The organism is Curtobacterium sp. VKM Ac-1376, from assembly GCF_015351025.1.
Classification (GTDB): Bacteria; Actinomycetota; Actinomycetes; order Actinomycetales; family Microbacteriaceae; genus Curtobacterium.
In genome coordinates this window covers 1-19135 of record NZ_JADKRV010000004.1, presented here as the reverse complement: position 1 = coordinate 19135, position 19135 = coordinate 1, and the positions used below count along the sequence as shown (strand labels likewise).

Annotated in this window: 18 protein-coding genes; 13 read left to right on the top strand and 5 right to left on the bottom strand. The window is 69.4% G+C overall.

Annotated elements, in window-relative coordinates; genetic code table 11:
• Nucleotides 1–64: 64 nt before the first annotated feature.
• Nucleotides 65–1567: an IMP dehydrogenase gene (guaB, locus tag ITJ56_RS06745; protein WP_194629004.1), complete on the bottom strand. Its 1503-nt coding sequence runs from the start codon at nucleotides 1565–1567 to the stop codon at nucleotides 65–67.
• A 326-nt stretch (nucleotides 1568–1893) separates the two neighbouring features.
• Between guaB and ITJ56_RS06740 the strand changes: the two genes are divergently transcribed.
• The 7 genes from ITJ56_RS06740 to ITJ56_RS06710 all read left to right on the top strand — a co-directional run bounded on the left by ITJ56_RS06740 (nucleotide 1894) and on the right by ITJ56_RS06710 (nucleotide 9557).
• A complete protein-coding gene (locus ITJ56_RS06740) occupies nucleotides 1894–3204 on the top strand; it encodes a branched-chain amino acid ABC transporter permease (RefSeq protein ID WP_194629463.1) in 1311 nt (436 codons plus the stop codon).
• A 12-nt stretch (nucleotides 3205–3216) separates the two neighbouring features.
• Nucleotides 3217–4203, top strand: coding sequence for a branched-chain amino acid ABC transporter permease (locus ITJ56_RS06735; protein ID WP_194629002.1), 987 nt, complete (start codon nucleotides 3217–3219; stop codon nucleotides 4201–4203).
• Nucleotides 4196–5086, top strand: a complete 891-nt coding sequence (locus tag ITJ56_RS06730; RefSeq protein ID WP_194629000.1) for an ABC transporter ATP-binding protein — start codon at nucleotides 4196–4198, stop codon at nucleotides 5084–5086. Before ITJ56_RS06735 ends, ITJ56_RS06730 begins: the two co-directional genes overlap by 8 nt.
• On the top strand, nucleotides 5083–5889 hold the full coding sequence (locus ITJ56_RS06725; protein WP_228517307.1) for an ABC transporter ATP-binding protein: 807 nt from the start codon (nucleotides 5083–5085) through the stop codon (nucleotides 5887–5889). The genes ITJ56_RS06730 and ITJ56_RS06725 overlap by 4 nt, the downstream gene beginning before the upstream one ends.
• Before the next feature lie 145 nt (nucleotides 5890–6034).
• Nucleotides 6035–6226, top strand: coding sequence for a hypothetical protein (locus tag ITJ56_RS06720; RefSeq protein ID WP_194628998.1), 192 nt, complete (start codon nucleotides 6035–6037; stop codon nucleotides 6224–6226).
• 263 nt (nucleotides 6227–6489) lie between these two features.
• Nucleotides 6490–7608, top strand: coding sequence for a GuaB3 family IMP dehydrogenase-related protein (locus ITJ56_RS06715; RefSeq protein ID WP_194628997.1), 1119 nt, complete (start codon nucleotides 6490–6492; stop codon nucleotides 7606–7608).
• A 62-nt stretch (nucleotides 7609–7670) separates the two neighbouring features.
• Nucleotides 7671–9557, top strand: a complete 1887-nt coding sequence (locus tag ITJ56_RS06710; protein ID WP_194628995.1) for a glycerol-3-phosphate dehydrogenase/oxidase — start codon at nucleotides 7671–7673, stop codon at nucleotides 9555–9557.
• Nucleotides 9558–9738: 181 nt separating this feature from the next.
• Here ITJ56_RS06710 and ITJ56_RS06705 read toward each other — a convergent pair whose 3' ends face one another.
• Entirely contained in the window at nucleotides 9739–10242 is a 504-nt protein-coding gene (locus tag ITJ56_RS06705; protein ID WP_194628993.1) for a hypothetical protein, read from the bottom strand.
• Nucleotides 10243–10317: 75 nt separating this feature from the next.
• On the opposite strand from ITJ56_RS06705, the gene ITJ56_RS06700 reads away from it, so the two are divergent.
• The 5 genes from ITJ56_RS06700 to guaA are packed head-to-tail and all read left to right on the top strand — an operon-like array spanning nucleotide 10318 to nucleotide 15119.
• Entirely contained in the window at nucleotides 10318–10848 is a 531-nt protein-coding gene (locus ITJ56_RS06700) for a cation:proton antiporter regulatory subunit (RefSeq protein ID WP_194628991.1), read from the top strand.
• A 3-nt stretch (nucleotides 10849–10851) separates the two neighbouring features.
• The gene (locus ITJ56_RS06695) at nucleotides 10852–12303 is read left to right on the top strand and encodes a cation:proton antiporter (protein WP_194628989.1); all 1452 of its coding nucleotides are present in this window, start codon (nucleotides 10852–10854) and stop codon (nucleotides 12301–12303) included.
• Nucleotides 12304–12350: 47 nt separating this feature from the next.
• Entirely contained in the window at nucleotides 12351–13085 is a 735-nt protein-coding gene (locus ITJ56_RS06690; protein WP_194628987.1) for an SURF1 family cytochrome oxidase biogenesis protein, read from the top strand.
• Nucleotides 13086–13095: 10 nt separating this feature from the next.
• On the top strand, nucleotides 13096–13542 hold the full coding sequence (locus ITJ56_RS06685; protein ID WP_194628985.1) for a DUF3817 domain-containing protein: 447 nt from the start codon (nucleotides 13096–13098) through the stop codon (nucleotides 13540–13542).
• On the top strand, nucleotides 13539–15119 hold the full coding sequence (gene guaA / locus ITJ56_RS06680) for a glutamine-hydrolyzing GMP synthase (protein ID WP_194628983.1): 1581 nt from the start codon (nucleotides 13539–13541) through the stop codon (nucleotides 15117–15119). The genes ITJ56_RS06685 and guaA overlap by 4 nt, the downstream gene beginning before the upstream one ends.
• Nucleotides 15120–15363: 244 nt before the next feature.
• Here guaA and ITJ56_RS06675 read toward each other — a convergent pair whose 3' ends face one another.
• Nucleotides 15364–16227, bottom strand: a complete 864-nt coding sequence (locus ITJ56_RS06675; protein ID WP_194628981.1) for a Bax inhibitor-1/YccA family protein — start codon at nucleotides 16225–16227, stop codon at nucleotides 15364–15366.
• 31 nt (nucleotides 16228–16258) lie between these two features.
• Nucleotides 16259–17227: a DUF817 domain-containing protein gene (locus ITJ56_RS06670; RefSeq protein WP_194628979.1), complete on the bottom strand. Its 969-nt coding sequence runs from the start codon at nucleotides 17225–17227 to the stop codon at nucleotides 16259–16261.
• Nucleotides 17228–17353: 126 nt separating this feature from the next.
• Between ITJ56_RS06670 and ITJ56_RS06665 the strand changes: the two genes are divergently transcribed.
• Nucleotides 17354–18376 carry a glycerophosphodiester phosphodiesterase family protein gene (locus ITJ56_RS06665; RefSeq protein ID WP_194628977.1) on the top strand — a complete coding sequence of 341 codons (1023 nt, stop codon included), beginning with the start codon at nucleotides 17354–17356 and terminating at the stop codon, nucleotides 18374–18376.
• On the opposite strand, the gene ITJ56_RS06660 is transcribed toward ITJ56_RS06665, so the two are convergent.
• The gene (locus ITJ56_RS06660) at nucleotides 18341–19012 is read right to left on the bottom strand and encodes a hypothetical protein (RefSeq protein ID WP_194628975.1); all 672 of its coding nucleotides are present in this window, start codon (nucleotides 19010–19012) and stop codon (nucleotides 18341–18343) included. The genes ITJ56_RS06665 and ITJ56_RS06660 overlap by 36 nt on opposite strands.
• Nucleotides 19013–19135: the final 123 nt, after the last annotated feature.

Here is a 19135-nt window from a genome sequence, read left to right as displayed (position 1 = left end):
CTGTGGAGGAGTCGCAAAACGACACGACGGCGTCTCGCGGACCAGAATCGGCCCGGACCAGAACTCAGCTGCGGTAGTTCGGCGCCTCGACGACCATCTGGACGTCGTGCGGGTGGGACTCCTTGAGCCCCGCCGCGGTGATGCGGACGAACTTGCCACGGGCCTTGAGCTCGGCGACGGTCCGACCGCCGACGTAGAACATCGACTGCCGCAGACCGCCGGTGAGCTGGTACACGACGTTGCCGACCGAGCCGCGGTAGGGCACCTGGCCCTCGATCCCCTCGGGGATCAACTTGTCGTCGTTCGGCACGTCCGCCTGGAAGTAGCGGTCCTTCGAGTACGAGGTCTTCTTGCCACGGGTCTGCAGGGCCCCGAGGGACCCCATGCCGCGGTAGGCCTTGAACTGCTTGCCGCCCACGAACACCAGGTCCCCCGGGGACTCGTCCGTGCCGGCGAGGAGGGAACCGAGCATGACGGTGTCGGCGCCGGCCACCAGGGCCTTGGCGATGTCGCCCGAGTACTGCAGACCGCCGTCGGCGATGATCGGGACGCCGGCTTCGCGTGCGGCGAGGGAGGCCTCGTACACGGCGGTCACCTGCGGGACACCGACACCGGCGACGACACGCGTGGTGCAGATCGAGCCCGGGCCGACGCCGACCTTGACGGCGTCCACTCCGGCGTCGATGAGCGCCTGAGCACCCGCGCGGGTGGCGACGTTGCCGCCGATGACGTCGATGGCGTCGAACGACGGGTCGGCCTTCAGACGGCGGACCATGTCGAGCACGCCTTCGCTCTCGCCGTTGGCGGTGTCGACGACGAGGACGTCGACGCCGGCGTCGCGGAGGGCCTCGGCGCGCTGCCAGGCGTCACCGAAGAAACCGATCGCGGCACCGACGCGGAGCCGGCCCTCGTCGTCCTTCGTGGCGTCCGGGTACTGCTCGCTCTTGTCGAAGTCCTTGACGGTGATCAGCCCGCGGAGCTTGCCCTCGGCGTCGACCAGCGGCAGCTTCTCGATCTTGTGCTGCGCGAAGATGGCGATCGCCTCTTCGGGGTCGATGCCCTCCATCGCGGTGATCAGCGGCGCCTTGGTCATGACGTCCCGCACGAAGGTGGTCGACTGCTCGAACGTCGCAACGAACCGCATGTCGCGGTTCGTGATGATGCCGACGAGCGTGCCGTCCTGCTCGACGACCGGCAGGCCGGAGACACGGAACTGGCCGCAGAGGGCGTCGACCTCGGCCACGGTGGCGTCCGGCGTCGTGGTCACCGGGTTGGTGATCATGCCCGACTCGGAGCGCTTGACCTTGTCGACGTAGGCCGCCTGGTCCTCGATGGACAGGTTGCGGTGCAGGATCCCGATGCCGCCCTGGCGTGCCATGGCGATGGCCATGCGGGCTTCGGTGACGGTGTCCATCGCCGCGGAGAGCAGCGGGACGTTGACGGAGATCCGCTTGGTGAGCCGGGACGCCGTGGACGCCTCGCTGGGGATGACGTCGGTGTGCCCGGGCAGGAGCATGACGTCGTCGTACGTGAGTCCGATGAATCCGAACGGATCCGGCTGGTCCATGGGTCCCCTTCGTGGGCGCGTGAAGTGGTCGAGACACCGGGAACGCGACGACGGGTTCCGGATAGGACATGGTAACGCGGGCGGCTGTCGCCGCATTCCGCCTGGAGGCACGGATCGCGCCCGCCGCGAACGTTCCCCCACAACGTCACAGTTCGGGTACGAATCACACAGGGAACGTGTTGGAAACACGGGTGTCACAAAATCCCCATAGCGTCCTCGTCATCCGAACGAGAGGCTCTTCCGTGGGATCCATCACTCCTCCGGGACGGGCGCAGCCGCGCCTGTTCCGCCTCCGCCACGCACGACGACGACCGGTCCTCGCGGCCGTGCTCGTCGCCGCGTTCCTGGCGACCTTCCTCATCGACTGGGCGGTCACCCTGCCGGCGCTCGGTGCCACCTCGGCACCGGCCACCAGTCAGGCCTGCACCGTCAGCCCCGACAACGGGTGCATCCAGGGCACGATCACCGACTCCGAGCGCGAGCCGGCCGCAGGCGTCGACGTCGACGTCACCGGCCCGGGCGGCTTCGCCGAGACCGCCACCACGAACGACGACGGCCGCTGGTCGGTCAGCGTCGACGATGCCGGCGGGTACACCGTGAGCGTCGACCAGAGCACGCTGCCGAAGGGGCAGTACCTGACCAACGCGGCCGACGCCGACCGCAAGGTGCAGGCGACGCTGAACGCCAACGTCGGGCAGATCTTCCAGCTGTCCGACCAGAAGGGCGCGACGACCTCGACCGACTCGACGGGTGTCAGTGCGCAGCGAGCATGGCAGCAGCTGGCCTCGGGGCTTCGACTCGGGCTGCTCATCGCCCTGGCCTCCATCGGGCTCTCGCTCATCTACGGCACGACCGGGCTGTCGAGCTTCTCGCACGGCGAGCAGGTCACCCTGGGCGGGCTGCTGGCCTACGTGTTCGCGAACCAGCTCGGGTGGAACATCTGGGTCACCGGGATCGTGGTCACCCTGCTCTGCGCGGCGACGGGTTACCTGCAGGACGCCGCCATCTGGCGACCACTCCGACGCAGGCGCATCAGCCTCACGCAGCTCATGATCGTGACGATCGGCCTGTCGATCGCCGCCCAGTACGCGTTCCAGTACTTCTTCGGCGCCTCGACGGTCCGCATCCAGCAGGGCAACCCGGAGACCGTCCGGTTCGCCGGCGTCACCCTCACGGTGCAGTCCTACGTCGCGATGGGCATCGCGCTGGTCGTCCTCGTCGCCACCGGGCTCTTCCTGGCGAAGACCCGTTTCGGCCGGGCCACCCGCGCCGTCTCGGACAACCCGGCGCTCGCCGCGGCGTCCGGCATCGACGTCGACCGGGTGATCCGGTTCGTGTGGACGCTCGCCGCCGGCCTCGCGGGGCTGTCCGGCGTGATGCTCGGGCTCGTGCTGAACGGCGTGAACTGGCAGACCGGGCTCCAGCTGCTCCTGCTCATGTTCGCCTCGGTCACGCTCGGTGGGCTCGGTACCGCCTACGGCGCCCTGGTCGGGTCGATGATCATCGGCGTCGTCGTCGAGCTCACGAACCTCGTGCTCCCCGGTGACTTCAAGTACGCCACCGCCCTCGTCATCCTCATCCTCATCCTGCTGTTCCGGCCGCAGGGCATCTTCGGCCGCGCCGAGCGGATCGGCTAAGGGAGCACGCGCATGGACTACATCCTCAACCTGCTGTCCTCGCTCAGTCAGGAAGCACTCGCCCCGACCACGGCGGCGTTCGCCCTGGCCGCGATCGGGCTGAACGTGCACTTCGGCCTCACCGGGCTCGTGAACATGGGCCAGGCGGCGTTCCTGCTGCTCGGCGCCTACGGGTTCGCCATCTCGATCACGAACGGCCTGCCGTTCGTGATGGCCGTCCTGATCGCCCTGCTCGTCGCGATCGTGTTCGCGATCATCCTCGGCATCCCGACCCTGCGGCTCCGTGGCGACTACCTGGCGATCGTCACGATCTCCGGCGCCGAGATCATCCGCATGGTCGGCCGCTCGAGTCTGCTCACCACGACCACGGGCGGTTCGAACGGCATCACCGGCTCGAGCTACCGCGACCCGTTCAACGCGCTCAGCCCGCTGCCCGACGGCACCACCACGATCCTGTGGTTCACCTACGCCAACAACGGCGTCAACGGCTGGTGGATCCGCATCGCGGCGTGGGGCATGGTCGCCCTGTTCACCCTGGTGCTCTTCCTGCTCATGCGCAGCCCGTGGGGCCGCGTGGTCAAGGCCATCCGCGAGGACGAGGACGCCGTCCGCTCGCTCGGCAAGAACGTCTACTCGTACAAGATGCAGGCGCTCGTGTTCGGCGGGGCGCTCGGTGCCATCGCCGGCATCATCTACGTGCTGCCGAGTTCGGTGCAGCCCGATGCCATGGGCCGGTCGATGACGTTCTTCATCTGGACGGCGCTGATCCTCGGCGGAGCGGCGACGGTGTTCGGGCCCGTGCTCGGCGCCGTGCTGTTCTTCGTCGTCCGGCTGTTCGTCCGCACCCTCGCGGGCGACTTCATCCCGGACTCCGTCATGAACGCACAGCAGGCGGAGCAGTTCTCGTACGTGCTCGTCGGCGTCGCGCTCATGCTCCTCATCGTGTTCCGTCCACAGGGACTGCTCGGCAACAAGAAGGAGCTGACGTTCAGTGTCTGAGACCTACAGTCACCCCAAGGCCGACCCGATCCTCTCGGTCGACGGCGTCACCCGGCGCTTCGGGGGCATGACCGCCGTCGACGTCGACCACCTCGAGGTCCAGCGCGGCTCCATCACGGCCCTCATCGGTCCGAACGGCGCCGGCAAGACGACGTTCTTCAACCTGCTCACCGGGTTCGACAAGCCGGGCCCCGGTGCGACGACGCAGTTCAACGGCACCACGCTGCAGAAGACGAGCGCGACGCACATCGCGAACCGGGGCATGGTCCGCACCTTCCAGTTGACGAAGGCGTTGTCCCGTCTGACCGTGATGCAGAACATGCTGCTCGGCGCCCGTGACCAGCCCGGCGAGAACTTCTTCGCCGCCCTGGTCAAGCCGGTGTGGGCGAAGCGGGAGCGCGAGATCACGGCGAAGGCCGAGGACCTGCTCGCCCGCTTCAAGCTCGACACCAAGAAGGACGACTACGCGGGCTCGCTGTCGGGCGGCCAGCGGAAGCTGCTCGAGATGGCACGGGCGCTGATGTCCGACCCGACGATGATCATGCTCGACGAGCCGATGGCCGGCGTGAACCCCGCGCTCACCCAGTCACTGCTCGGGCACATCCAGTCCCTGCGCGACGACGGCATGACCGTGCTGTTCGTCGAGCACGACATGCACATGGTCCGGCACATCTCGGACTGGGTGGTCGTGATGGCCGAGGGCAAGGTCGTCGCCGAGGGGCCGGCCGACACGGTGATGGACGACCAGGCCGTCATCGACGCGTACCTCGGTGCGCACCACGACACCGACCTGGGCGACGACTCGCTCCTCACCGAGGAGACCTTCGAGGAACTCGCCGAGGAAGTCGCCGAAGAGGACGCAGCAGAGGAGACGACCCGATGACCGACGCAACGGACCCCACGAACGTGAGCGGTGCCTCCAGTCCGTCCCCGGCGGCCACGCTGGAACGCGAGCCGGTGCTCAGCGCGAAGAACCTCGTCGCCGGGTACCTGCCGGGCGTGAACATCCTGAACGGCTGCGACCTGGACTGCTACCCGGGCGAACTGATCGGCATCATCGGGCCGAACGGCGCGGGCAAGTCGACGCTGCTCAAAGCGCTGTTCGGGCTGGTGTCGATCCGCGAGGGCGCGGTGACGCTGCAGGGTGAGGACATCACGAACCTCAAGGCGAACAAGCTCGTGCAGGCCGGCGTCGGCTTCGTGCCGCAGTCGAACAACGTGTTCCCCTCGCTGTCGATCGAGGAGAACCTGCAGATGGGGCTGTACCTGCGGCCCCGGAAGTTCGCGGAGCGGCTCGAGGTCATCTACGACCTGTTCCCGGTCCTCGAACAGCGGCGCAACCAGCGGGCCGGATCGCTCTCGGGCGGTGAGCGGCAGTCCGTCGCGATGGCCCGGGCGCTGATGATGGACCCGAAGGTGCTGCTGCTCGACGAGCCGAGCGCTGGACTGTCCCCGGTCCGCCAGGACGAGACGTTCCTGCGCACACGGCGGATCAACAAGGCCGGTGTGTCGATCATCATGGTGGAGCAGAACGCGCGACGCTGTCTGCAGATCTGCGATCGTGGGTACGTGCTCGACCAGGGGAAGAACGCGTACTCGGGCACCGGGAAGGAACTCGCCGACGATCCCAAGGTCATCGAGCTCTACCTGGGGACGCTCGCCAAGGACGTCGACGCACAGCGCTAGCGCTGTCGTCGGCTACGGGTACCGCTGTGGGGGTGGTATCCGTGACGGGTGGGGCCGTGCGTGGTCGCTTCGCGCCGCACGGCCCCGCTCCTTCACCCGGCCTGGAGGCACGGCTCGCCCCGCGCAGGTCGGTATCGTTCCGCGGGTGCGTACCTCCGGACCCCTCGTGCTCGACGCCCTCGTCTGGCTGGTGTTCATCGCGCTCTTCGTGGGGGCGGCGTTGCTCGTCAAGGTGGCGGCCGTGCTCCTCGTCGTCCTCGTGGTGCTCGCGCTCCTGCTCGGCCTCGTGCTGCGGGCGCTCCGGAAGCGCCGGCGCGCGCCGCGGCGTCCGCGCTGACGGCTCCGGTCGCGCTGACGCCGCCTGGTGCGAGGTTCTGCACGTCGTGCGATCCTCGCGACCTCGCACCGAAGACGGAACCTCGCACCGTGCGCGGAACGCCTCGCACCGTGCGCGGAACGCCTCGCACCGTGCGCGGAACGCCTCGCACCGTGCGAGGCCGCCCGCCACACGACCCGCCCGCCACACGACCCGCCCGCCACGCCCCCGTCCGCACCGTCCGGCCCGTGCACGCGGCGGAACCCGCCCGGTAGGCTGTCCTGGTGAGCGAAGTCGAGATCGGTGCAGGCAAGCGCGGACGTCGGGCGTACGCGTTCGACGACATCGCAGTGGTCCCCTCCAGGCGGACGCGTGACCCGCGTGACGTCAGTGTGCAGTGGTCGATCGACGCGTTCACCTTCGCATCGCCGATCCTCTCGGCACCGATGGACTCCGTGTCCTCGCCGGCGACGGTCATCCAGATGGGCAAGCTCGGCATCCTGGGCGTGCTCGACCTCGAGGGGCTGTGGACCCGGTACGAGGACCCGACGCCCCACTACGACGAGATCAAGTCACTCACCGACGGCAACGTCACGAAGCGCATGCAGGAGATCTACTCCGAGCCGATCAAGGCCGAACTGATCACCGCACGCCTGGCCGAGATCCGTGCCGCCGGTGTGCCGGTCGCCGGTTCGCTCAGCCCGCAGCGCACGCAGGAGTTCTCGAAGACGGTCGTCGACGCCGGCGTCGACCTGTTCGTCATCCGTGGCACGACGGTCTCGGCCGAGCACGTGTCGCAGAACGAAGCGCCCCTCAACCTCAAGAAGTTCATCTACGAGCTCGACGTCCCGGTCATCGTGGGCGGTGCCTCGACGTACACGTCGGCGCTGCACCTGATGCGCACCGGTGCCGCCGGCGTGCTCGTCGGCTTCGGTGGCGGCGCAGCGTCGACCACCCGCGCCGCGCTCGGCATCCACGCCCCGATGGCCACCGCCGTCGCGGACGTCGCCGGTGCCCGTCGTGACTACCTCGACGAGTCGGGTGGCCGCTACGTGCACGTCATCGCCGACGGCGGGCTCGACACCGCCGGCGACATCGTCAAGGCCATCGCCGTCGGGGCCGATGCCGTCATGCTCGGCACCGCGCTCGCCCGCGCGACCGAGGCTCCCGGTGGTGGCTACCACTGGGGTGCCGAGGCGCACCACCCCGAGCTGCCCCGCGGTCGCCGGGTCCAGGTGGGCACCATCGCCCCGCTCGAGAACGTCCTGAACGGTCCGACGCCGACGTTCGACGGGCGTGCCAACCTCGTCGGTGCACTCCGTCGGTCGATGGCGACCACCGGATACTCCGACGTCAAGGAGTTCCAGCGAGTAGAAGTGGTCGTGGCGCCGTACCACCAGTGACGGTGGCACCCGGGCACTGCCGCGGGTGACGCCCCGGCGCCGTCCGTGACCCGGAGGCGACGATGGCCAAGTCCAGCACGACGAAGCAGACCAGCACGGCCGGACGTCCGCGTGACGTCGCGCCCGGCGTGGGGTTCGACCCCGCGGCGAAGCTCGGGCCCGACGAACGCGCGGCGGCGATCGAGACGCTGAAGACCAAGGAGCTCGACGTCCTGGTCGTCGGCGGCGGCATCGTCGGCGCGGGGAGCGCGCTCGACGCCGTCACCCGTGGCCTGAGCGTGGGCATCGTCGAGGCGCGCGACTGGGGCTCTGGCACGTCGAGCCGGTCGTCGAAGCTCGTGCACGGCGGCATCCGGTACCTCGAGCAGCTGAACTTCGGGCTCGTGCGCGAGGCCCTCATCGAACGCGGTCTGCTGCTGCAGCGGATCGCCCCGCACCTGGTGAAGCCCGTACGGTTCCTCTACCCGCTCAACCACCGTGTCTGGGAGCGCTTCTACATCGGCATCGGCATGGCAATGTACGACGCGTTCAGCTGGTCCGGGGGTCGTCCGCCAGGGGTTCCGCACCACCGGCACCTCAGCCGCACGCAGGTGCTCCGCTCGATGCCGGCGCTCAAGAAGGACGCCTTCGTCGGTGGCATGACCTACTACGACGCCCAGGTCGACGACGCCCGCTACGTCGCCTCGCTCGTCCGCACCGCGGCGTCGTACGGTGCCCACGCCGCCAGCCGGATCCGCATCGAGGGCTTCATCAAGGTCGGGGAGCGGGTCGTCGGTGCCCAGGCGCACGACATCCAGACCGGTGAGCGGTTCGAGATCCGGGCGAAGCAGGTCGTGAACGCCACCGGCGTCTGGACCGACGACACCCAGGCGATGATCGGCACCCGCGGGCAGTTCAAGGTGCGGGCGTCGAAGGGCGTGCACCTCGTCATCCCGCGCGACCGGTTCCAGTCGAACATGGGCATGATCCTGCGCACCGAGAAGAGCGTGCTGTTCGTCATCCCGTGGGGCCGACACTGGCTCGTCGGCACGACCGACACCGACTGGTACCTCGACAAGGCCCACCCGGCGGCGACCGCGGCGGACATCGACTACATCCTCGAGCACATCAACAAGGTGGTCCGGGTGCCGCTCACCCGCGAGGACGTGGAGGGCGTCTACGCCGGGCTCCGCCCACTGCTGGCGGGCGAGTCCGATCAGACCTCGAAGCTCAGCCGCGAGCACGTCGTCGCGCACACCGTCCCCGGGCTCGTCGTGGTCGCGGGTGGCAAGTGGACGACCTACCGCGTGATGGGCAAGGACGCCATCGACGAGGCCGTCGCAGCGATGGACGGCAAGATCCCGGCGTCGACGACGGAGGACATCCCGCTCCTCGGGGCCGAGGGCTACCCGGCCGCGTGGAACCGTCGCGCCCGCACGGCCCGTGCGTTCAACGTGCACAAGGTCCGCATCGAGCACCTGCTGAACCGGTACGGCACCCTGGCGACCGAGGTCCTGCAGCTCGTCGAGCAGGACCCGGCGCTCGCCGAGCCGCTGCCCGGAGCCGACGACTACATCGGCGCCGAGGTCGTGTACGCGGCCTCGCACGAGGGAGCCCTGCATCTGGAGGACGTCCTGGCCCGCCGCACACGCATCTCGATCGAGGCCTGGGACCGCGGCGAGTCCGCGGCCCCGGTCGCCGCGAGGCTCATGGCGGACGTGCTCGGCTGGGACCAGGAGACGACCGAGCACGAGGTCGCGAACTACCTCAAGCGCGTCGCCGCCGAGCGGGAGTCGCAGCTGCAGCCCGACGACGAGAGCGCGGACCGCGTGCGGCTCGAGGCCCCGGACATCGCGTTCGGCTTCGACGAGGACGACGTGGTCGTGGGCGGCGGGCGGTCGGACGGCGCCGAGGGTGCGAAGGCGTCCGACGAGCAGGTCATCGGCGAGAAGACGAGCGAGCCGGAGTAGCACGGCCGGCAGACGCCGTCGTGTTGCGTTGACGCCGTCTGGTCGTCGAGACGCCGCCGGATACGGCGGCGTCTCGCGGTGGACGGGGCGTCTCGACGAGACGACGGCGTCGTGCGGACGCGGCCACGGGCCTCCAGGCCGGAAGACCGGAAGACCGGACTGGAGGCCCGTGGTGCGTCCGTCAGGCCGCGCGCGCCCGCAGGGTGGTGCGGCGCACGTGCCGTGCCTGACCGATGACGAGCACGAACGGCAGTGCGACGAGCGCGACGAGGCTCGTCACGTACAGCACGCCGGCCCAGATGGTGTGGTCACCGCCGTCGGTGCCGAAGCCGTCCGCGACGTCCATGCCGAGCGCGAACCCGCTCCAGAACGACGCCGGACCGCCCAGCACGACCACGGCCAGCAGGACCGCGGCGATGACGTGGGTCGGTGCCCGGGTGACGAGCAGCAGCACCGACAGCACCACGGCGAGCACGACCCCGACCGAGGCGAGCGCGATCACGACCACGATGTCGGTCTGCACGTGGAACCCCTGCGCGTCGAGGTGCCGGTCGATCTCGGCCAGCGTCGCACCGGGGACCGCGCCGAGCGGGTCGAGCACCAGCGCGTTCACCGCCAGCAGTGCCGCGTACAGCGTGACGACCGACACCCCGACGACGGCCACGACGACCCGGGTTCTCCTCATCCACAGAACAGTAGACGGCGGAATGGCCGAGACCATCCGGTGGTTAGCATGGGGGTACTCGAAGAGGGAGCCATCATGGTCGACGTCCATCGCGTCAAACTCCCCGGAGTCGGCGTGCTGCACAGCTTCTACACCGACGACGGTGGCAAGTGCGGTGTCATCACGCACCGGTCGGGTCACTCCGACCTCATCTCGTTCGCCGACGTCTCCGACGGGGCGGACAAGTCCGAGAAGGTCTCGCTGCGCCTCAGCGAAGACGAAGCACACACGCTCGCCGAACTGCTCGGTGGCACCCGGATCACCGAGGGGCTCGACAAGCTCGACGAGATCCCCGGCCTGTCGATCGACTGGTTCTCCGTCGACTACGACGACGCCATCGCCGGCAAGCCGCTCGGCGACCTGCACGACTCGGGCTTCATCGGCCTGACCGTCGTGGCCGTCGTCCGTGGCGACAGCGCGAACCCGGTGCCGTCGTCGGACTTCGTCGTGTTCCCCGGCGACACGATCGTGGTCGCCGGTTCCCCCGAGAAGGTCTCCAAGGCGTTCTCCTTCTACCGCAGCGGAGAGCTTGCGGCCGCATCGGCCGAGGCCCCGCGGAAGAGCTAGCGCGTGCACCTGGGTGGTGAGCTGCTCACCATCGGTGTGCTCTTCGTCATCGCCTACGTCCTCGGCCGGCTCGGCAAGGTCATCGGTCTGCCGGCCATCCCGATCTACATGGTGGTCGGGCTCGTCGCGAGTCCGAACACGCCGTGGTTCGGGCTGAGCGTCGAGTCCCACACCATCGAGCTCATCGCGACGTTCGGGCTCATCCTCCTGCTGTTCAACCTCGGGTTGGAGTTCGACCAAGAGGAGTTCTACGGCAACGCCGGCAAACTCCTGGTCTCCGGCGGCACCTACGTCGTCATCAACATGGGCGTCGGGTTCGCCTTCGGCTTCTCGCTCGGTTGGGGCACCCGCGAGGCCCTGATCATCGCGGGCATGACGGCGACCTCGTCGAGCGCCATCGTGACGAAGCTCCTCATCGAGCTCCGGCGCCTGGCGAACGACGAGACCCCGATGATCCTGGGCGTCACGGTCATCGAGGACGTCTTCATCGCCGTGTACCTGGCGATCGTCTCCGTGGTGCTCTCCGGCGACACCAACGTGTGGGCCGTCATCGGCAAGCTCGCCCTCGCGTTCGGGTTCCTCATCGTGATGTTCACGCTCGCGCGCTTCGCGGGCAAGTGGGTCTCGAAGATCTTCGCCACCCGCGACGACGAGCTGTTCACGGTGCTGTTCTTCGGTCTCGCGGTCATGTTCGGCGGCATCGGCGAACTGCTCGGCGTGACCGACGCGATCGGCGCCTTCGTCATCGGTCTGCTCTGCGGCGCCACCCGGTACCGCGACCGCATCGAGCAGCTCGCCCTGCCGATGCGCGACGTCTTCGCCGCGTTCTTCTTCGTGAACTTCGGGCTCGGCCTCGACCTCTCCACGTTCGGCGAGGTCCTCTGGCCGGTCGTCGCCGCGATCGGCATGACGGTCGTGCTCAACGCCGTCGCCGGGCAGATCGTCGCCCGCATGAACGGGTTCAACGTCCAGCAGGGCATCAACACCGCCGTCATCCTGGTGAACCGTGGCGAGTTCGCGCTGATCCTCGCGACCCTGTCGGCTGCCGCCGGCCTGGAGGCGCGGATCACCGCGTTCGCGGGCCTCTACGTCCTGTGCATGGCCGTGCTCGGCCCCCTGCTCGCGGTGAACTCGGACCGGATCGGCCGCCTCGTGGCGCGCCCGGGTCGACTCATCCGCCTGCGCGGGCGCCTCGGCGGGCGCCGAGGCGCCGTCGCGGCTGCGGCCGCCGAGAGTGCCGAGGCAGCCGTGGCCGAGGCGGACGCCACGGCGGCTGCGCGCAAGGCCGAGCGGGACCGCCAGTTCGCGGAGGAGTTCGCGCTCGTGGAGGCTGCTGGCAGGGACGAGCGAGAGAATGAGGGGCCCGAGACGACGTCCGACCCCGTGACGTCGCCGGTCGAGATCCCCGCCGAGCGCCCCGAACGCCCGGTCCGACAGCGCGATCCGGAGTACTGATACGAATGTGGGCCGTTGCCCGACGACCGAGGTGGATCGCGCTGCTGTTGCTGGCGCTCGTGCTGGCGGCGGTGTTCGCCGGGCTGGGCAAGTGGCAGCTCGAGCGGTCGATCACCAACGGCAAACCGCTGCCGGCGACCACCGAGACCCGCAGGACGCTCGAGGCGGTGACCAACCCCGCGCGACCCGTCAGCGAGGACATCGCCGGGCAGAAGGTCACCGTCACCGGGACCTTCGTCGCCGGTGACACCACCGTCCTGACCGGCCGCACCGGGGGTGGGAAGTACCAGACCGTCGGGCACCTGGTGGACTCGGAGGGTGGGGCGAGCCTCCCGGTGGTCATCGGGTGGTCCGACCAGCGGTCGGACGCCGTCGCCGGGGGCGACCGCCTGGCGGACGGCCAGACCCTGACGATCCAGGGCCGGTACTACCCGGCGGAGTCGCCCGACCAAGACTCGTACAAGGACGCCGAGTACTCGGCCGTCGCACCGGCCCGGTTCGTGAACACCTGGCAGGCGTTCGACGACCGGATGTACCTCGGGTACGTCGTCGCCGACGGCACCACCGCGAAGGCCGCCGACCTCGGCGCCATCGCCGACCGCGCTCCCTCTCGCGAGGTGCGCTTCGACTGGCTCAACCTGTTCTACGCGATCGAGTGGGTCGTCTTCGCCGGCTTCGCCGTGTTCCTCTGGTACCGCTTCGTGAAGGACGCCTGGGAGCGCGAGCAGGAGGACGAGCGCGAGGCAGTGCTCGCCACCGAAGCCGACGCGCTCCGACGGTAGGATTGCCGACATGGCCCTGACCGTCCGCACCCGTGACATCCCGAAGATCCCGGGGGCGGTGAAGTGGTACCGCGTCTCGGCGTACATCACCGGTGTGCTGCTGCTCGCCCTGGTGGTCGAGGTCATCATCAAGTACACGCCGCTGCAGCTCGAGATGCAGCTCGGCAACGGCCCGTTCCTCGTGCCGAACGGCACCGCCGGTGAGACCCCCGGCACGTTCAACCTGTCGATCGCGATCCTCATCGCCCACGGCTGGCTGTACGTCCTCTACCTCTTCACGGACTTCCGCCTGTGGAGCATCATGCGCTGGAGGCCGTCGCGCTTCCTGCTCATCGCCCTCGGGGGCATCATCCCGTTCATGTCCTTCGTGGTCGAACACCGCATGCAGCAGAAGGCCATGACCACCTACCACGAGCTGATCGCTGCCCAGCAGCGTGAGAAGGAGGCCGCTCGGTGAGCGAGACCGAACAGCGTCCCGTCCTCGTCGTCGACTTCGGGGCCCAGTACGCGCAGCTCATCGCGCGTCGGGTCCGTGAAGCGAACGTCTACAGCGAGATCGTCCCGCACTCCATCACCGCGGACGAGATCCGCGCCAAGGACCCGGCGGCCATCGTGCTGTCCGGCGGTCCGTCGTCCGTGTACGAAGCGGGGGCGCCCTCGCTCGACGGTGAGATCCTCGACCTCGGCGTCCCCGTACTCGGCATCTGCTACGGCTTCCAGGCCATGGCGACCGCGCTCGGCGGCGAGGTCGCGAACACCGGTCTGCGCGAGTACGGCGCGACCGACGTGACGCTGGCCCCCGGCACGAGCACGCTGCTCGGCGACCAGCCGTCGGACCAGGTGGCGTGGATGTCGCACGGCGACTCCGTGGCCAAGGCGCCGGCCGGGTTCGAAGTGCTCGCCTCGAGCGCTTCGACGCCCGTCGCGGCCTTCGCGTCCGACGAGCGCAAGCTCTACGGCGTGCAGTGGCATCCCGAGGTGAAGCACTCCGTGTACGGCCAGGCCGTGCTCGAGAACTTCCTGCACCGGGCTGCCGGGCTGCCCGGCGACTGGAACTCGAGCAATGTCATCGAGGACCAGGTCGCCCGCATCCGCGAGCAGGTCGGCTCCGCGCGGGTCATCGCCGGGCTCTCCGGTGGTGTCGACTCCGCCGTCGCCGCAGCCCTGGTGCACAAGGCCGTCGGCGACCAGCTCACGTGCGTCTTCGTCGACCACGGGCTCCTCCGTGCCGACGAGCGCAAGCAGGTGGAAGAGGACTACGTCGCCTCCACCGGTGTCCGGCTCATCACGATCGACGCCGAGCAGCAGTTCCTCGACGCCCTCGCCGGTGTGAGCGACCCGGAGCAGAAGCGCAAGATCATCGGGCGCGAGTTCATCCGCACGTTCGAAGGTGCGGCTGAGGCGCTCGTGCTCGAGGCCAAGGCTTCCGACGAGGAGGGCGAGGTCAAGTTCCTCGTGCAGGGCACCCTCTACCCGGACGTCGTCGAGTCCGGCGGTGGAGCGGGCACCGCGAACATCAAGTCGCACCACAACGTCGGCGGCCTGCCCGAGGACATGACGTTCGAGCTCGTCGAGCCGCTGCGCACCCTGTTCAAGGACGAGGTCCGCGCGGTCGGTCGTGAGCTCGGGCTGCCCGAGGTCATCGTCGGTCGCCAGCCGTTCCCCGGCCCGGGGCTCGGCATCCGCATCGTCGGTGAGGTGACTGCGGAGCGACTGGAACTGCTCCGTGCCGCCGACAAGATCGCCCGCGAAGAACTGACCGCGGCCGGTCTCGACGACGAGATCTGGCAGTGCCCGGTCGTGCTGCTCGCCGACGTCCGCTCCGTGGGCGTGCAGGGCGACGGCCGGACCTACGGGCACCCGATCGTGCTCCGTCCGGTCTCATCAGAGGACGCCATGACCGCCGACTGGACGCGTCTGCCGTACGACACCCTCGCGAAGATCTCGAACCGCATCACGAACGAGGTGCCCGACGTCAACCGGGTCGTGCTCGACGTCACGTCGAAGCCGCCGGGGACGATCGAGTGGGAGTAGGGCTCCCCAGAGTCACGAAGGCCCGGCACGCGCTCGCGTGCCGGGCCTTCGTGCGTCCGGGGCCGGCGTCGAGGTCGCACGAACTGCCGCCCGGCGGGGCATCGGACGGCAGTTCGCGCGACCTCGGCGCTGCGCGTGCGGCGTGTTGTGCGACCTCGGGCGGCAGGAGTCGGAGCGCCCCCGACCGGCCCGGGAACGACGAAGGGCCCCGGCAGTGCCGGGGCCCTTCGCGTGTGCGGTGGTACTAGTTGCGCGAGCTGCTCGCGATGATGGCGAGGATGCGCAGGATCTCGAGGTACAGCCAGACGAGCGTCACGATCAGGCCGAACGCTGCGGTCCAGGCGTAGATGCGGGGTGCGCCGCGCTCGACACCGGTCTTGATCTGATCGAAGTCGAGGATCAGCGAGTACGCCGCCATGACGACCACGAAGATTCCGATGATGACACCGAGCGGGATGCCGAAGAGCGTCACGCCCATCAGACCGAACGCGCTCTGCGTCACACCCGTCAGCATCAGGACGATGTTCACGAGCGAGAAGGCCATGTACCCGACCATCGCGATCAGGAAGAAGCGCGTGGCCTTCGGGGTCGCACGCACCTTGCCCGAGCGGAACAGGAGCAGGGTGACGAAGAACACACCGAGCGTGCCGAACACGGCCTGCGGGACGATGCCGTCGAACGCGGTGTTGTAGAACCCCGAGATGCCGCCGACGAACAGCCCCTCGAAGAACGCGTACGTCAGGATCAGACCCGGCGACGGCTTCTTCTTGAAGGTGTTCACGAGCGCCAGGACGAACCCGACGATCGCGCCGACGATCCAGACGATCGGCGGCAGGTTCCAGCCGGCCACCGCGCCGACGACGAGCACGCCGAAGGCGAGCAGCGTCTTGACGATGGTGTCTTCGTACGACATGCGGTCGGTGTCCACCGGGGACGCTGTCGGACGGTCGTACATGTACTGCAGCTGCTCGGGGGTCATGCCGCCCTGGGCCTGCTGCGGGGTCTGTCCCCAGCCGGCCTGCTGCTGACCAGCACCGCGCCCGCCCCAGGTGTTGGCCCCCTGTGCGTTGAAGGCGGGGGACTGGTCGAAACCGGGCTTGAAGGCCATGGTGTCCTCTTCCTAGGAGATTCGAGTCCTCTCAGCCTAGGTGTGCTCGGTCGCGGAAGGCTGAGGATTCGCGGCGAGCGGACGCGGGCACGGGAGGCCCTGACGAGGGGAGCCTATGGGGACCCGCTGCGCGCGCGCCGCGAGGTCGACGAGAGTCCGCCGCGGGGTGGAGCCATGTGACGAGCGCGACCGAGATCGTCATGAGCAGGAACCACGCCACGATCTTGGTCGGGGCGACCGGCTGCCACGCGTCGAGCTGCGCGGGGTAGCTCCACGCCCCGGCCCAGGTGGCGACGTTCTCGGCGGCCCAGATGAACACGGCGACGAGTCCGATCGCGACGAGTACGGGCATCCGCAGCGTCGCCCGGTGGATGCGGACGTGCATGGTCGTGCGGGCGAAGAGCAGCACCACGAGCGCGAGCAGCAGGTACCGGGCGTCGGCGACGAAGTGGTGTCCGAAGAAGTTCAGGTAGACACCCGCGGCGACGACCGCCAGTACCCACTGCCGTGGGTACCGCTCGAACCGCAGGTCGAACAGCCGGTACACCCGCACCATGTAGGACCCGACGGCTCCGTACATGAACCCGGAGAACAGGGGAACCCCGGCGACGACGAGCAGGCCGCCGGGTTCGTAGGTCCACGAGCCCATGTGCGTCTTGAAGACCTCCATCACGGTGCCGACGACGTGGAACAACAGCACGACCCGGAGCTCCCGCACGGTCTCGAGTCCGAACACGAGCATGGCGACCTGCAGCAGCACGGCCGCGATCGTCAGCACGTCGTTGCGCATCGCCGCCGGCAGGGTCAGGTGCACCACGGCCATCGTGCCGAGCAGCAGCGCACCGAGCGCGCACGCCCAGGCCTGCTTCGCCCCGAACACCAGGAACTCGGTGACGAACACCCGGACGGGTCGGTGCGGCTGGTGCCCGGCATCGAGCACGCGGCGGGCGGCGCGGTCGATCCGGGCCTCGACGGCGGTGGAGAGCGAATGGACGGTCATGCGGCGATGCTCTGCGGCGACACTGGGAACGACGGCCCCCGCACGAGCGCATGTGTCCCGCGACACAGGACACCCGAGCCGCACGCGACGCCGTCCCCGGACACCCACGACAAGTAGGGTCGCGCCATGACCCTCGTCATCGCCCACCGCGGCGCGTCCGGCCACCGCCCCGAGCACTCGCGGAGTGCCTACGAGCTCGCGATCGAGCTCGGAGCCGACGCGATCGAGCCGGACCTGGTGCCCACGAAGGACGGCGTGCTGGTGCTCCGGCACGAGAACGAGGTCTCCGGCACCACGGATGTCGCCGACCACCCGGAGTTCCGGCACCTGCGCACGACGAAGACCGTCGACGGGCAGACGCTGACCGGCTGGTTCACCGAGGACTTCACCTGGGCCGAGCTGCAGACGCTCCGCACCCGCGAGCGCCTGCCCGTGCTGCGCCCGGGATCCGCCGAGCACGACTGGGAACAGCCGATCCTGCGGCTCGTCGACCTGCTCGCGATCCTCGATGCCGCGCCCCGCCCCGTCGGGCTCGTCGCCGAGGTCAAGCACGCCGCCTTCTTCGACCGTGCCGGATTCCCGATGGGCGAGCTCATCGACGCTGTGCTCGGCGAGGCCGGGTGGCGGCAGGACGAGCGGCTCACGGTGGAGAGCTTCGAGAAGGGCGTGCTGCGCAACCTGCGCGAGCGTGGGACCGGTGGTCGGCTCGTGTACCTCCAGGAGGCCCGTGGCAGCGCCGCGGACGAGGTCGCGTCGCACGGATCGCTCGCCCCCACCTACGCCGCCGAGCGCTCCGAGGACGCGCTCGCGTCGTTCGCGACCGAGTTCCACGGCATCAGCGTCGACCTGGGCACCCTGATGGCCGGCGTGGACAGCGTCGCGCTCGACGACCCGACCCCGGTGCGCAGCGCGATCGCCGACCGCGCCCACGCAGTCGGCCTCGCGGTGTACACGTGGACCCTCCGGCCGGAGAACCGGTTCCTGCCGTCGCCGTTGCGTCGTGGTGGCGACGTCGCGGCCTTCGGTGACTGGGAGCGCTGGTTCACGTCGGTGATCCGCACCGGAGTCGACGGGGTCTTCGCCGACCACCCCGACCTAGCGGTGCGTGCCCGGTTAGTCCTCGAGCGCCTCGAGCGGGATGCCGGTTGACCGGAGGACCTCGGTGGCCTCCTCGCGTGCGGACGTGGCAGCGGCGCGGAGTGCGGCCAGGTCCTCGGGCCGGAAGAACCACGTGCTCCGGTCGCCGGGTGAGACCGTCCGTTGCGCGTCCGTCAGGTCGGCGTCGTGTTCGCCCTTCCGGAGGTCGGCACGCGCACGGTCGAGCGCCTGCAGGACTGCCGAGGCGCGGATGACCTCGGCTGCGGGCAGGTCCCCGGGCGCGAGACGGGCGACCCGAGCGTCGATCGGTGTCACCGGGAGGGGCTGCACCTGTGGCTGTCGGCGTCGCCGTCGATCGACGAGGACCGCGACGGCGGACGAGACGACGAGGAACACCACCACGGCGACGAGGAGCCGGGCACTCCTCGGGAACGTCGACGCAGCGAGGGCCCCGAGTGCGGCCAGGCACAGCCCAGCGGCGACCATGCCGACCGACAGCGGGACCAGGCACCCCGCCGTGTCCTGTCGAGACCGCTGAGCACGGGCCCGACGGTGACTCTCGATGATCGCGGCGGGGTCGTCGCGCCCGTCCGGGGGCAGGATGCAGAGGACGTCCTGCGTGGCGGGGATCGCGGCCGACATCGCAGGGAGCACGAAGACGTCAGGTCGGTCCGGTGTGATCGCCACGGCGCCATCCTGCCGCCCGAGGTCGCTGTCGGGGGTCTCGCCTAGATGTACTGCCCAGGGACGTTGGTCAACCGTGTGATGGGTGACCGGTTCCCGATGGCGGTGTGGGGCCGGTGGTGATTG

Coding starts and splice junctions, on each gene's coding strand:
- ITJ56_RS06725 (WP_228517307.1), top strand. CDS start 5,083: ATGACCGACGCAACGGACCCCACGAACGTGAGCGGTGCCTCCAGTCCG.
- ITJ56_RS06735 (WP_194629002.1), top strand. CDS start 3,217: ATGGACTACATCCTCAACCTGCTGTCCTCGCTCAGTCAGGAAGCACTC.
- ITJ56_RS06665 (WP_194628977.1), top strand. CDS start 17,354: ATGACCCTCGTCATCGCCCACCGCGGCGCGTCCGGCCACCGCCCCGAG.
- ITJ56_RS06710 (WP_194628995.1), top strand. CDS start 7,671: ATGGCCAAGTCCAGCACGACGAAGCAGACCAGCACGGCCGGACGTCCG.
- ITJ56_RS06675 (WP_194628981.1), bottom strand. CDS start 16,227: ATGGCCTTCAAGCCCGGTTTCGACCAGTCCCCCGCCTTCAACGCACAG.
- ITJ56_RS06670 (WP_194628979.1), bottom strand. CDS start 17,227: ATGACCGTCCATTCGCTCTCCACCGCCGTCGAGGCCCGGATCGACCGC.
- ITJ56_RS06685 (WP_194628985.1), top strand. CDS start 13,096: ATGGCCCTGACCGTCCGCACCCGTGACATCCCGAAGATCCCGGGGGCG.
- ITJ56_RS06700 (WP_194628991.1), top strand. CDS start 10,318: ATGGTCGACGTCCATCGCGTCAAACTCCCCGGAGTCGGCGTGCTGCAC.
- guaB (WP_194629004.1), bottom strand. CDS start 1,567: ATGGACCAGCCGGATCCGTTCGGATTCATCGGACTCACGTACGACGAC.
- ITJ56_RS06705 (WP_194628993.1), bottom strand. CDS start 10,242: ATGAGGAGAACCCGGGTCGTCGTGGCCGTCGTCGGGGTGTCGGTCGTC.